Annotated in this window: 14 protein-coding genes; 5 read left to right on the forward strand and 9 right to left on the reverse strand. The window is 60.5% G+C overall.

The window, feature by feature from the left end; all coding sequences use genetic code 11:
• Window positions 1–42: 42 nt before the first annotated feature.
• Window positions 43–744, reverse strand: coding sequence for a histidine phosphatase family protein (locus HYP802_RS0107735; RefSeq protein ID WP_024275493.1), 702 nt, complete (start codon window positions 742–744; stop codon window positions 43–45).
• Window positions 745–766: 22 nt separating this feature from the next.
• The gene (locus HYP802_RS0107740; protein WP_024275494.1) at window positions 767–1,213 is read right to left on the reverse strand and encodes an acyl-CoA thioesterase; all 447 of its coding nucleotides are present in this window, start codon (window positions 1,211–1,213) and stop codon (window positions 767–769) included.
• Between the two features lie 226 nt (window positions 1,214–1,439).
• Between HYP802_RS0107740 and HYP802_RS0107745 the strand changes: the two genes are divergently transcribed.
• A complete protein-coding gene (locus tag HYP802_RS0107745; protein WP_013946603.1) occupies window positions 1,440–1,742 on the forward strand; it encodes a hypothetical protein in 303 nt (100 codons plus the stop codon).
• Window positions 1,743–1,820: 78 nt separating this feature from the next.
• Here the strand turns inward: HYP802_RS0107745 and HYP802_RS0107750 are convergent, their stop codons facing one another.
• Both HYP802_RS0107750 and uvrB read right to left on the reverse strand, forming a co-directional pair.
• Entirely contained in the window at window positions 1,821–2,399 is a 579-nt protein-coding gene (locus HYP802_RS0107750; protein WP_024275495.1) for a type 1 glutamine amidotransferase domain-containing protein, read from the reverse strand.
• Between the two features lie 93 nt (window positions 2,400–2,492).
• Window positions 2,493–5,120: an excinuclease ABC subunit UvrB gene (gene uvrB, locus HYP802_RS0107755; RefSeq protein ID WP_280949177.1), complete on the reverse strand. Its 2,628-nt coding sequence runs from the start codon at window positions 5,118–5,120 to the stop codon at window positions 2,493–2,495.
• 489 nt (window positions 5,121–5,609) lie between these two features.
• Here uvrB and HYP802_RS0107760 point away from each other — a divergent pair, with 489 nt between their 5' ends.
• On the forward strand, window positions 5,610–5,813 hold the full coding sequence (locus HYP802_RS0107760; protein ID WP_035576045.1) for a PsiF family protein: 204 nt from the start codon (window positions 5,610–5,612) through the stop codon (window positions 5,811–5,813).
• Between the two features lie 114 nt (window positions 5,814–5,927).
• Window positions 5,928–6,659, forward strand: a complete 732-nt coding sequence (locus HYP802_RS0107765; RefSeq protein WP_024275498.1) for an SDR family NAD(P)-dependent oxidoreductase — start codon at window positions 5,928–5,930, stop codon at window positions 6,657–6,659.
• 47 nt (window positions 6,660–6,706) lie between these two features.
• Here the strand turns inward: HYP802_RS0107765 and HYP802_RS0107770 are convergent, their stop codons facing one another.
• Together HYP802_RS0107770 and HYP802_RS0107775 are read right to left on the reverse strand one after the other, a co-directional pair.
• Complete coding sequence (locus HYP802_RS0107770; RefSeq protein ID WP_013946608.1) at window positions 6,707–7,216, reverse strand: hypothetical protein; 510 nt, start codon at window positions 7,214–7,216, stop codon at window positions 6,707–6,709.
• Between the two features lie 125 nt (window positions 7,217–7,341).
• Window positions 7,342–7,770, reverse strand: coding sequence for a hypothetical protein (locus tag HYP802_RS0107775; protein WP_013946609.1), 429 nt, complete (start codon window positions 7,768–7,770; stop codon window positions 7,342–7,344).
• Between the two features lie 304 nt (window positions 7,771–8,074).
• Here HYP802_RS0107775 and HYP802_RS0107780 point away from each other — a divergent pair, with 304 nt between their 5' ends.
• Window positions 8,075–9,277 carry a pyridoxal phosphate-dependent aminotransferase gene (locus HYP802_RS0107780; protein WP_013946610.1) on the forward strand — a complete coding sequence of 401 codons (1,203 nt, stop codon included), beginning with the start codon at window positions 8,075–8,077 and terminating at the stop codon, window positions 9,275–9,277.
• 84 nt (window positions 9,278–9,361) lie between these two features.
• On the opposite strand, the gene HYP802_RS0107785 is transcribed toward HYP802_RS0107780, so the two are convergent.
• Window positions 9,362–9,610, reverse strand: a complete 249-nt coding sequence (locus HYP802_RS0107785; protein ID WP_024275499.1) for a hypothetical protein — start codon at window positions 9,608–9,610, stop codon at window positions 9,362–9,364.
• Between the two features lie 360 nt (window positions 9,611–9,970).
• Here HYP802_RS0107785 and HYP802_RS0107795 point away from each other — a divergent pair, with 360 nt between their 5' ends.
• Window positions 9,971–12,055, forward strand: coding sequence for an elongation factor G (locus HYP802_RS0107795; RefSeq protein WP_024275500.1), 2,085 nt, complete (start codon window positions 9,971–9,973; stop codon window positions 12,053–12,055).
• An 82-nt stretch (window positions 12,056–12,137) separates the two neighbouring features.
• Here the strand turns inward: HYP802_RS0107795 and HYP802_RS0107800 are convergent, their stop codons facing one another.
• A complete protein-coding gene (locus HYP802_RS0107800) occupies window positions 12,138–12,449 on the reverse strand; it encodes a formate dehydrogenase subunit delta (RefSeq protein WP_013946613.1) in 312 nt (103 codons plus the stop codon).
• 37 nt (window positions 12,450–12,486) lie between these two features.
• A complete protein-coding gene (gene fdhD / locus HYP802_RS0107805; RefSeq protein WP_024275501.1) occupies window positions 12,487–13,305 on the reverse strand; it encodes a formate dehydrogenase accessory sulfurtransferase FdhD in 819 nt (272 codons plus the stop codon).
• Window positions 13,306–13,330: the final 25 nt, after the last annotated feature.

A 13,330-nucleotide genomic window follows, 5' to 3' on the forward strand; every position in this document is an offset into this window, starting at 1 on the left:
GACGATCTGCCGGCGTTTCAATCCGGCAGTTACGCACGGCGATCAAAACGGTTCGATGACGCGCGACACCTTCGGAGGTTTGCCGGAGAAGGGATCGTATTGGAGATCGAGGACAATGTTGTAGGCGTTTTTCGGCCAAGGATCGGGATAGCTGCCGGCCGGTGCGCCGAGCAGCGCGGCGATGGCGGGCAATTCCTTGTGGTGCCAGCAGATGACGACCGTCTTGTTCTTGAAGTCTGGGTCGTTCAGGATTTCATCGATGAGATCGCCGAACTCATCTTTCTTGAAATAGTCCTGGATTTTGAGATCGAGCGCGTCCGCGAGCGGTTCCATCGTTTCGTGGGGCCGGTCGGAATGTTTCGATCCCGCGGTCGCGACGATGATGTCGGGCTTGCCGAAGGTTTCGGGGATGTACGTCGCCAGGCGCTTGGCGCGCTCGACGCCGGCATCCGAAAGGTCTTCGTTATCGGGGTCGTCGGTCTTGTCGGCGTGACGCATCAGAATGATGCGCTTCGGGCCGCCCATGAAGTGATCAATCGGCGCAAGGTCGCTCGCCTTTTCGCGCGCAGGCGTGCAGACGCTGCAAACGCGTGCCGCGGCGATTTTCGGAAAGCCGAGCGCAAGCAGGCCGACGTGAAGGCCATCGGCAATATTGGCAAAGTCAGTGCCGAATGCTGCTGTCGCGAGCGCCGCCATTAAAACGGCCGCGGAAAGCACGTGCCGGCAGGCGAGACCATGTCTCATGTTTTTTCCCTTCTGCGGGAGATTAGACCCAGGTTGAGCCATTGCGGCGTTCGGGCAGGGGGCGCGGCCGACCGTTATCATCGAGCGCGACGAACGTGAAATGCGCGCGCGTCACGCAGGCTTGAACTTCGCCGTCACGCGGACGCCGCCATGCCTGGACCTCGAACGTCATCGATGTGCGGCCGCGCTTGGTGAGGAGCGCCCAAACCGTTACCTCGTCGCCGACCTTGACGGGTGAGTGAAAGCTCATGCCTTCGACGGCGACCGTCACGCAGCGACCCTGGCTGAGCCGGGCCGCGGCGTTGCCTGCCGCGAGGTCCATCTGGGACATGATCCAGCCGCCGAAGATGTCGCCCGCCGGATTGGTGTCGGCGGGCATGGCGATCGTGCGAATGACCGGGTCGCCAGACGGCGTCGTGATATCCGCAGCCGTCGGGTTCTGGCTGGCGTCGGGTTTTCCATCTTTCATGTCCGCGACCCCTCTTTTGAAGCGTTTCGCGGCTTCTGGCACGCGACGTCACATTACGAATGTCATCTGAACAAATATCCGGACTTGGCTGCCGGGGCTATGCGCCGGACGGGCGCGGTCTAAAAGGCCATGTCCGAAATCGGTATGGCGTCAACCCTTGAGCAACCTTCGTTGCCTAATTTCGGCAGTCGAACCGTTCTTTTCGATTCGAAAACGAGACCGCACGATGAAATGGGCAACGCCTGATCGCGAACTGCTGCAGCAACTTGCAGATATTCCGGAGGTGACACTCAGCGGCTTTTCCGTCCGGGAAGGCTTGGCTGGCACCGGTGTGACAGTTCTCAAGGGCCGGGACTATTTCGGCAGCTGGCGGACCGTCGATACGCAGCTCGTCTGGGTTCCGGCGAACCTGACGGAGCCGGGTCACATCGTCGAGACGGTGGACGAAGCGCTGCGCCAGACGCTGCTGATGATCTTAAAGAGCCTGCAGGTTTCGCCGAAGAAGCCGCCGCGCGCGCTTGCCGGTTGAGGCGGGTTGCAAAAATAGAAATGGCCGCCAAGGCAGCGGCCACTTCGTATCATCGCGTTTTGCAAATTTGAGACGACGCTAGGCCGCGAGAACGGCGCGGTCGTGCTTGCCTTCTTCAATCTCCTCGATGATTTTTGCGACGAAGGCTTCGAGGTCACCGGGGTTGCGGCTCGTCACGATGCCTTGGTCGGATACCGCGGGTTCGTCGACCCATTGTGCTCCAGCATTCAGCATGTCGGTTTTGATTGAGGCGTAAGATGTCGCTTTGCGGCCGCGGACGGCGTTGGCTTCGATCAGCAGCCACGGAGCGTGGCAGATCGCAGCGACGACTTTGCCTTCCGCCAAAAATGCTTTGATGAGTTTCACTGCCTCAGGATTTTGTCGGAGCGTGTCGGGATTCATCTGCCCGCCAGGAAGTACGATCGCATCGTAGAGCGATGTTGAAGCTTCGCTCAGTTCGACGTCGACTTTGACGGGCTTGCCCCAGTCTTTGTTCTCCCAACCGATGATCGAGTCTTTCTGTTTGCGCTCCTTCGGTGCTGCGACATGCACAAGCTGCGCGACGGCTTTCAGCTTCTCGCGCGGTACGTCGAGTTCGGACTGCTCGAAGCCGTCAGTCGCGAGAATGAGAATTTTCGCTTTCGAGATCTTTGGCATTGGAGGTTCCTCGATTGCTGTACAACTGAGGGACAACCATGTGCATCAGGCGAGGTTCCCCGCAGTGCGAAGAACGCCGTTATTGTCGCGTGTTTATTGGCCAGGGCGGCCGGTTTTACGCGGGCGGCCGCGGCGTTTCTTCTTCTCGCTATCGTCGTCGAATTCCCGCGTACGTGTCGGCGTTGTAATGCGTGACGGCTTCTCTCCGGACTTCACGGGCAGCGATGCGTGCGGGCCCATCTCGTCGAGCGTCGGCTTGTGCGGCCCGGAAATGCGTTCGCCGAATGCGCCAGCTTTCGCGCGGCTGTCGACGGTCGGCGCGCGAGCAGGCACAGGGCGATCTGTACCTGGACCCATGTCGTCAAGCGAAGGTTTCTTGATGCGTGATGTGGACTGAGCATGCGTCGGCTGAACCGGCTCGTATTCGTTCTTCACGCGGGAAGAACTGGCGGCCGGCGGCACATTCGCTTTCGCGCCGTATTTTCGTTCGCCTTTGAAGCCGCCGGACTTGTCCTCGATCTCCGACTGGCGCGCGAGCGGGTCGTCGGAGATTGCGAGTTCCGTCTGCTGCAGGCGTTTGATCTCGTCGCGCAAGCGCGCGGCGGTTTCGAATTCCAGATCGGCGGCGGCTTCTTTCATGCGCCGTTCCATGTCGGCGATGACGGCGTGTAGGTTGTGTCCGAGCGTTTGCACTTTGTCGCCGTCCGCGAGACCGGCATCGACTGTCACATGATCTTGCTCGTAAACAGACTGCAGCACGTCGGCGATATTCTTCTTCACGCTTTCCGGCGTGATGCCGTTGGCTTCGTTCCACGCCATCTGCTTTTCGCGACGGCGCGTCGTTTCGGCGATGGCTCGTTCCATCGAGCCGGTGATCTGGTCGGCGTAGAGAATGACTTTGCCGTCAACGTTACGCGCAGCACGGCCGATGGTCTGCACAAGGGATGTTTCCGAACGCAGAAAGCCTTCCTTATCCGCATCGAGAATAGCGACGAGGGCGCATTCGGGAATATCGAGACCTTCGCGTAGCAGGTTGATGCCGATGAGCACATCGAACGCGCCAAGACGGAGGTCGCGGATGATCTCGATACGCTCCAACGTTTCGATGTCGGAGTGCATGTAGCGGACGCGCACGCCGTTCTCGTGCATGTATTCGGTGAGGTCTTCGGCCATGCGTTTCGTCAGCACCGTGACGAGCGTACGATAGCCCTTTTGCGAAACCTGGCGCACTTCATCCAACAGATCATCGACCTGCGATTTCGCCGAACGCACTTCGACGACAGGGTCGATCAGGCCGGTCGGGCGAATGACCTGTTCGGCGAAGGTGCCGCCGGTCTGCTCCAGTTCCCAGCTTGCGGGCGTCGCCGAGACGAACACCGACTGGGGGCGCATCGCGTCCCATTCTTCGAAACGGAGCGGGCGATTGTCCATGCACGACGGCAGGCGGAAGCCGTACTCGGCGAGCGTCGCCTTGCGCCGGAAGTCGCCGCGGAACATGCCGCCGATCTGTGGGACCGTGACGTGGCTTTCGTCGGCGAAGACGAGAGCGTTGTCGGGCAGATATTCGAACAGCGTTGGCGGCGGATCGCCCGGATTGCGGCCCGTCAGATAGCGCGAATAGTTTTCGATGCCGGCGCAGGAGCCTGTCGCCTCCATCATTTCCATGTCGAAGGTCGTGCGCTGTTCGAGGCGCTGGGCTTCGAGCAGCTTGCCGGCATTGTAAAGCTCGTCGAGGCGCTGCTTCAGCTCAGCCTTGATCGACTTGATGGCCTGTTGAAGCGTCGGCTTCGGCGTTACGTAGTGCGAGTTGGCGTACAGTTTCACGAGCGCCAGCTCGTCGGTCTTTGTGCCGGTCAGCGGATCGAACTCGACGATGCTCTCGATTTCGTCACCGAACATCGAGAAACGCCAGGCACGATCCTCTAAGTGAGCCGGAAAGACTTCGACGGTATCGCCGCGCGCGCGGAACGAACCGCGGATGAAATTGTGATCGTTGCGGCGATAGTGAAGCGCGACGAGGTCGGCCAGCAATTGATCGCGCGAAAGCTGTTCGCCCTGGCGAACCGTGAACGTCATCGCGGTGTAGGTTTCGACCGAACCGATACCGTAGATGCAAGAGACAGACGCGACGATGATGACGTCGTCGCGTTCGAGCAGCGCGCGGGTCGCGGAGTGGCGCATCCGGTCGATCTGCTCGTTGATCGAGGATTCCTTCTCGATGTAGGTGTCGGTGCGCGGGACGTAGGCTTCGGGCTGGTAGTAATCGTAATATGAGACGAAATACTCGACCGCGTTGTCAGGAAAGAAGCTTTTGAACTCGCCGTAGAGCTGGGCGGCGAGCGTTTTGTTCGGCGCGAGGATCAGCGCCGGGCGCTGCGTTGCTTCGATGACGTGCGCCATTGTGAATGTCTTGCCGGAGCCCGTCACGCCGAGCAGCACCTGATTGTGCTCGTGCTTGCTTACGCCCTCAACGAGTTCGGCGATGGCTTGGGGCTGGTCGCCTCGCGGCTGAAACTCGGACGCGATTTTGAAGCGTACACCGCCTTCACTCTTTTCCGGCCGGTCGGGGCGGTGCGGAACGAACGTCGGCATGCCGCCGGAGACGATCGGATGCGTCGCCATGAGCGGCTGGCGGGCGAGGATTTCGCGGGCACGATCGGTTCGCTCCTCGGGTTTGGTGAGGAGGGCTGTCAGGCTGTCGGTCAGGCTCTCGCTGCCCATGGGCGGGCGCGGTCCGGACTGGCGCAGGGCGGGCAGGCTTGGAAGGCCGTTGGCCGATTTGTGGCCCGAGAAGTCGGCGGGCGCGAAATAGGCGCTCGATTCCGCAAAGCCCGGCGTCCCTGCTTCCGTCTCAATGGGCGGAGCAGCCGGTTTTCCCGATTTGCCGCGGGAGGGGCGGGGGGTCTTGCGGCCGGATGATTTCGATGGGGGCGACACCGCCTAGATATAGGAAATGCCCGGCTGTCCATAAATGCTGTTTTCACGCCACAGTGTCACGGTCAAGCTATAGTACGAAGTGGCGAACCTCTCGGTCCGCGAAAATGTTCTCCTTACGGAACAGTATGTTCGGTCGCGCCAAGTGGCGTGATAGCGAAACGGAAACCGGGAAGGGGCGTTAGATGCGCGTCTGTCCGGCGGGGGGCGATGAACCTGCCAAGCTGGGCTTTGTCGGTTTATCGGGGCGACCCTAAAAAAAACATGGAGACCACAATGATCACCACCCGTTTGATCGCTGCAGCCGTTGCGGCCACGTTCGTTATTGGCGCAGGCGCAGCGGTTGCTGCCGAGAAGACGCGTACGCCGGAATCGATCGAATGCTCGAAGCAGGCCGACGCGAAAGGTCTGCATGGCAAAGAGCGCAAGACGTTCCGCGCGCACTGCAAGGCCGAGATGAAGAAGGCCAAGAAGAGCTAAAAGCTTTTTCTTCTGATACGTCTAGGTGAGAGACCCCGTCGCTTGCGGCGGGGTTTTTTGTTTGGCCGTTTGGCCGGCGCTATGTTCAGTTTAAAAAACGCCGGGAGAGGTCTCATGGCGATGGGCAAGGACGCGAAGCTCGCGCTTGTAACGGGCGCAAATCGCGGCATCGGCTTTGCGATAGCGTGCGGACTTGCGGCGCGCGGGATGCGTGTGCTGGCGGGTGTGCGTTCCACTGAGAAAGCCCGCGAGGCAGCCGATGCGTTCGGCAGGGCCGGTGCGGCGGTCACTTCTGCCGTGCTTGACGTGGCAGATGTGCGGCGCATTCCAGAGGCGCTTGATGGCATCGCGCGCGATCACGGTCCGATCGACATTCTCATCAATAACGCCGCCGTTCTCATCGACGGCCCCGGCGGGTTTGCTGCCAGCCTGTTCGACATGACCGACGATGTCTTTCGGCGAACGTGGGAGACGAATGTCTTGGGGCCTTCAGCAACCATTCGCGCGCTGGTTCCGGGCATGATGGCGCGAGGGTTCGGGCGGGTCGTCAACATGTCGTCGAGGGCGGGGCAATTGAACGGGATGGGCGCGGGATTTCCCGCTTATCGGGTTTCGAAAGCGGCGCTCAATGCGCTGACGCGCATTGCAGCGGCGGAAGCGGCTGCGTCGGGCTCGGACGTGAAGATCAATGCGTGCTCGCCGGGATGGGTCCGGACCGGCATGGGCGGAGCGGAAGCGCCGCGCTTGCCTGCTGAAGGTGCGGAAACGCCGATCTGGCTGGCGACGCTTGCGAGCGACGGCCCAAACGGCGGCTTTTTCGAAGATAAGAAGGCGCTCGCATGGTAAGCGCCGCCTGGCGACCAAGCTGTGCGATCAGAATTATAGCGCGAAAATCAGAGCGTGCGGCCGCTGCGTCCGCCAGCTACGACCGGCAATCCGCCCTGCTGAATTTCCATCACGAAACGGACGGGCCGGGCTCCTGAATCGTTCAGATCACGGGCAGTGACGAGAACGAGGTGCGTCGGAGTCGTCGAGGTGTCGATCTGGGTGATCTGCGGCGTGAAATCGGAGACGGTCGAAACTTCAAGCGTGCGATGGACGCCGCCAAGATCCAGCGAAATCTGATCGCCGACCGAGATCGTCTTGGTGACGGGCGTGGTGCCGTCGCGCATGGCCGAAAGCCAGAAGTCTTCGGAGCCAGAAACCGGCGTCGCCGGCGCGATGGATGCGACCTGTCTGACTTGTTTGGTGTGAATTTCGGCGCGGTCGTTCAGAGCCGTTTGAAAGCTCGAGCGGAGGACCGACTCGCTGCTAGCAAAAAATAACGCCAACCCGGCGAAGGCCACCGTGGAACCGGCCGCCAAACTCAGCCAAAGAGGGCGCCTCACTTCCTGCTTCGTCATGCTTCCGTCTCCAGCATTCCTATCAGGGCAACAACCGGTCCAAATGCAACCTTGTTGCTATCCTCAGACGTACAGGCGAGATTAAGGCAATTCAATAGCGCTGCTCGCCACATCGGCCAATAACTCTATTTCGTGAGTGGGAAACGCCGGGCAGGGACCGCATAAGCGCGCTTCAGATGCCGCAGAATGGCCAAGTTCAGCGCCGTCATCAACGAAAACGCAACTCCCAGTAGGCCCCATGCGGCCGACACACTCGTTTGGCGGTAAACGGCGTCAGCGGGGGAGGTCGCGGTCGCGATCTGAACGATGGGCTGCGGACCAGGCTGGGCGACGGCCTTTTCAGCCGCAGATTTCTGAGCCGCCAGCGCGACGCCGGTGAAGGCTGCGGGCACGATCCCGGCCTTGGCGTGATTGCAGATCAGGGTCGAACTGACGATCGTGAAGAGGAGACCTGCCGCGACAGCGTCCACCAGGGGACGTACGAGGCGGCGATATTTCGGATGAGCGCGAGTTTTCGCGCGCGGAGGCGTTTCCGGATCAGTACTCACACTCATTGTCTCAAGACCTCCCGCTCAGCATCAACTTGGTAATGACATTCCATTAAAGCAAAGTTGACCTTTGCATCTGGGCGGACGTGGGTTCGGATTGTGGCGCGAGCGGATCAAATACGGTTTCGCGAGAATTCGCCCGCACTTTGTGTCTCGCCTGCATCATGACCTCACGATGGCGATAAGAGCCCTGCAAAAGCGCGACTTGCGGCGCGGATACATTGCAATTAGGGTCCGCGCCGCTTATCTCGCCGCTGCGAAATAGGAAGTCTTGTCCGTTTCCCCACCTCGTTTACAGGTCGCTTTGATCATGGGCTTCATCGCCGACAGTCTGAACCGCATCCAACCGTCCGCAACCATCGCCGTTTCGACCAAAGCGCGCCAGCTCAAGGCGCAGGGCCGGGACATTGTCTCGCTGTCCGCGGGCGAGCCGGATTTCGATACGCCGCAGAACATCAAGGATGCCGCCAAGCGGGCGCTCGACGAGGGCAAAACGAAGTATACCGACGTCGACGGCATCCCCGAGCTCAAGGCGGCGATCGTCGCGAAGTTCAAGCGCGATAATGGCCTCGATTACAAGCCGAGCCAGGTTTCGGTCGGCACGGGCGGCAAGCAGGTGCTCTATAATGCGCTGCTCGCGACGCTCAATCCGGGCGATGAGGTCGTCATTCCGGCGCCGTGCTGGGTGTCCTACGCCGATATCGTACTGCTCGGTGGAGGCAAGCCGGTGTTTGCCGAGACGACGCTCGAAAACGGCTACAAGCTGACGGCGGATGCGCTCGAAAAGGCGATCACGCCGAAGACGAAGTGGTTCATCTTCAACTCGCCGTCGAACCCGACCGGCACCGCTTATTCGGCTGCCGATCTGAAGATCATTACGGACGTTCTTCTTCGTCACCCGCACGTCTGGGTGCTGACCGACGATATGTACGAGCACCTGCTTTATGATGGGCTGGAGTTCGCAACGCCGGCGCAGGTCGAGCCGAAGCTCTATGAGCGGACGCTGACAATGAACGGCCTGTCAAAGGCTTACTGCATGACGGGCTGGCGCCTCGGTTATGCCGCTGGGCCGGAAATCCTGATCAATGCCATGCGCAAACTGCAGTCGCAGTCGACCTCGAACCCTTCGTCGATCGTGCAGTGGGCGGGTGTCGAAGCCCTGAACGGGCCGCAGGACTTCATTGCTGCCAACAACAAGATCTTCGTCGAGCGGCGCGATCTCGTTGTCAGCATGCTCAACCAGGCGAAGGGTATCCAGTGTCCGAAGCCGCAAGGCGCGTTCTATGTCTATCCGAGCATCAAGGCGACGATCGGCAAGACGAGCAAGGGCGGCACGGTCATCAAGGACGATGAAGCTTTCGTGACGGCCCTTTTAGAAGAAGAGGGCGTTGCCGTGGTTCACGGTGCGGCGTTTGAAGGCTCGCCATCATTCCGCGTTTCTTATGCGGCTTCGACCGAGTCCTTGAAGGACGCCTGTACCCGCATCCAGCGGTTCTGCGGAAATCTCAGCTGAAAAACATAAAGCGCGCGATTTTGGTCGCGCGCTCGAAAATTCGATCGGCAACTTGGTGGCGTGCCGAAGCCCCGGGTCAGAGCCTTAAGCTGGCGTCGCGCCGTGCGGCATGAACCGTTCGGCGAACCAATCCCAAGCATGGGCGAGCTGGCTCGTAATCGGTTTGCCATCGACTGCCGGGACGACCGGCCGCCAGATTGCGATTTCTGTCGCTGGCTGCGCTTTGAATTCGAAAACCGTCGGCTCAGCGCCGAAGGTCTCGGGGAGTTGTTCTTCGGCGGCCATGACGTATCCGGCGGCGTTAGCCGCGGACATCAGTGTTTCGATACTCATAACCTTGCCTCGCATTTCTGAGCCAATTTCCCTCTGGCCCATTCCGCATTTCTCGCCAGTACCCCTAGAACGCGCGAAACACCGGAAGAGTTCACAATGCGACGAATATAAAGTTATTCAAGTTATTTTTCGCTTTCGAACTCCGTTCGACAAACATGCGCCGCAAAGTAGGTTCGGCAGCGCAAAATAAATCTCCCTCGAATTGTCTTCATATCGCATCGCAATAGAAGCCTTCACAAAACTGTGCGGCGAAGATCGTTGTGCTGTCCGATCTTTGGAGCGAGCATCTCCTGAGCCGCTCCCTTCCGAGGTGCGGGGTGCGGCCGGTAAAGGTCGCGCGCCTCGCAATCGGAGGCAATCATGACAAGCTCAGATGGCCCAAAAGGCGGAAACGGCACTCAAAGTGGCAGAGGCGGGGTCCGGGGCGCGCGATGCGTGGCGCTCATCGGACCCTTTGCAAGCGGTAAGACGACACTTCTCGAAGCGATCCTGGCGCGAACGGGTACGATTTCCCGGGCCGGATCGATCTCAGCAAAATCGACGGTGGGAGACAGCACGCCGGAGGCTCGCGACCACGTAATGAGCGTCGGGCTCAACGTTGCGGAGGCTTCGTTCCTCGGAGAGCAATACACCTTCATCGATTGCCCAGGCTCGGTCGAATTTGCCTACGAGGGCGCGCTAGCGCTTCCGGCTTGCGACATGGCCGTCGTGGTGTGCGAGCCGGACCCCAAGCGCGTCTCGGCCTTACAGGTGATCCTGAAGCAACTCGACGACGCCGGGGTGCCGCATCTCCTGTTCCTGAACAAGATCGACGCCTCGAGCGTGCCGGTGCGTGACGTCATCCCGAGCCTGCAGCCCGCGAGCGCGAAGCCGTTGGTTCTGCGCCAAATCCCGATCTGGGAGAACGGCATCGCGACGGGGTTCGTCGACCTCGCGTCCGAGCGCGCCTACGTCTATCGCGAGCATGCCGAAAGCAAAATTATCGAACTGCCTTCCGCCGTCGCCGCGCGCGAGAAGGAGGCGCGGTTCCAGATGCTTGAAAAGCTCGCCGATTACGACGACGAGCTGATGGAGCAGTTGCTCGTCGATATTCCGCCTCCCAATGATCGGGTGTTCGAGGATCTGACGAAGGAATTGCGTGACGGATTGATATGTCCGGTGCTGCTCGGCTCTGCGGAGCATGGGCACGGCATTCTCCGGCTATTGAAAGTGTTGCGGCACGAATGTCCGACGGTCGAAGACACCGCCAAGCGACTAAAGCTCGATGGTGCGAAATCTGCGGCCTACGTATTCAAGAGCGTGCATACGAAAGCGGGTGGTAAGCTGTCGTTTGCGCGCGTTTTTGCCGGTGAGATCGCCGACGGAGCGACCGTGACGGGTGCGCATGGGCAGGAGGAGCGTGTCGCCGGCATCTTCAGCATTCGCGGTGAAGAAACTTCGAAGCGTGGAACGGCGAAAGCCGGAGAAACGGTGGCGCTGGGACGGCTCGATTCCATCCGGTCCGGCGAGACGATTGCGGTTGGAAAGTCGGCGGCGGCGCAGGTCGCCGTGGCGAAAGCTCCACAGGCGGCGCTTGCCATCGGTCTCGGCCTCAAGGATCGAAAGGACGAAGTGAAGCTGTCATCGGCCGTTGCGAAGCTGACGGACGAAGACCCCTCGCTGACGCTTGAGCACAATGCCGACATGCATCAAATCCTGCTGCATGGGCAGGGCGAGATGCATTTGCGCGTGGCGCTTGAACGCTTGATGCGCAAGTACGGCATCGACGTTACGCGCGAGAAGCGACGCGTCGGCTACAAGGAGACGATCCGCACGGCGACGGAGGTGCGGGCGCGGCACAAGAAGCAATCGGGCGGTCACGGGCAGTTCGGCGACGTGAAACTCGACATCCGACCGATGCCGCGATCAAGTGGAGTTGCGTTCGACGACAAGATCACGGGCGGCGTCATTCCGAAGAATTTCATTCCTTCGGTCGAGATCGGCGTGCGCGATTATCTGACTGAGGGGCCGCTCGGGTTTCCGGTGGTCGATGTCGCGGTGACGCTGACGGACGGCTCATTCCATTCGGTCGATTCTTCCGACATGGCGTTTCGTCAGGCCGGACGATTGGCGATGACGGAAGGCATGCCGAAGTGCAATCCGGTGCTGCTCGAACCGATCATGGCCGTGTCGATTGCCGTGCCCTCAGAGGCGAACGCGCGGATCAACGGTATCATCTCGCAACGGCGCGGGCAGATCCTGGGGTTCGATGCGCGTTCGGGCTGGCCGGGATGGGATGTGATCGAGGCACATATTCCGGAAGCGGAAATGGACAACCTGATCATTGATTTGAGATCAGCGACCGCGGGTGTCGGCTCGTTTACATTCGGGTTCGATCACCTGGCGGAAGTGTCCGGGCGGCTGCGCGATCAGGTGCTGGCTGCAAGCCGGGCCGCTGCAGAGTAATTTGCCGCGTTCGAAACTTAAAAGGCGGCGTGGAACAACACGCTGCCTTTTTTAGTGCTGTGTCTTGGGGAGGTCTGAAGTCTTAGCCCGCGTCACCGCCGCCGCTGGCGGTGCTCGGCATAGCGCCTTTCGGCGCGACTTTGTCTTTGTTCTGCACGACGGCCTGCTTCACCGGCGATTTCGGGCCTTTGTAATAAGCAGCCATGGCTTCGAGGAAGAGAGGCGAGAGATCTTTTCCGCCAGCGTCGATGTAGGCCTTCAACTCGTTGCGCATCCGCGGTTCCCAGAAATTGTGGATGTGCATCGCGATGCCGTCGATCGCTTCCTGCTTCGGATACGACTCGAAATAAGCGGCAATTTGATTGGTCATGCGGATGATGTCGGAGCTTTGCATCGTCAGGTGATTTTCTGGTTGTTGGATGGGAAAGCGTTCAACGATTAAAGATGACAGGGCCGCCAGGGCCGAGCGCGGCGAGGAAGAGATTGGCGTTCGTCGCCAATTCAAGGGCGAGTGCGGTCGGCGCCGAGACGGTGACGAGCGCACCGATGCCTGCCGTGACGGTTTTCTGTACAAGCTCGAAGCTGCAGCGGCTGGTCATCAGCACAAAGCCTTCGCTGCGGTCGATGTTCTGCGTGTAAAGCGCGCCGATGAGCTTATCGAGCGCGTTGTGGCGGCCGACATCTTCGCGGACGAGCTTGATTTCCCCGTCCTTCGACACCCAAGCCGCGCCGTGGACGGAGCGGTTGAAGCGGTTCATCGGCTGCTGATCCGATAAGTTCTGCGCGGCGCGGCGGATGGCATCCGGCGAAGGCGCCCACGAACGATGCACCGGTTTCAGCGGACGAACGGCGGACTCGATTTCTTCGACGCCGCACAGGCCGCATCCGGTGCGGGCTTCGATCGTGCGTCGCGACAGGCGCGTCGAGTCGATTGCGTCTTCCGGCACGGCGACGTCAACTGCCATGCCGCCGTCGACCGGCATTACCAGGACGCCCTGGATTTTGCTTGGATCGGGAACGATGCCTTCGCCGACGAGAAAGCCGATGGCGAAGTCGCGCAGGTTTGCCGGCGTCGACATCATCACGGTGTAAGGCACCGAGTTGATCTGCAACGCAACCGGCGTTTCCTCAGGCAGTTGCCACGTGATCGCCTGCGTGCCTGACGCCGTTGTCTGCTCGCCGAAGGCAGGGCGCGAACACAGGTCCGCGCCGCCCGTTGGCTGAGATACGGCTTTGGGCACGACGTTCATTGCGGTCAAACTCCGGGAGGGCCGG

Source organism: Hyphomicrobium sp. 802, from assembly GCF_000526135.1.
In the GTDB taxonomy this organism is placed as follows: domain Bacteria; phylum Pseudomonadota; class Alphaproteobacteria; order Rhizobiales; family Hyphomicrobiaceae; genus Hyphomicrobium_B.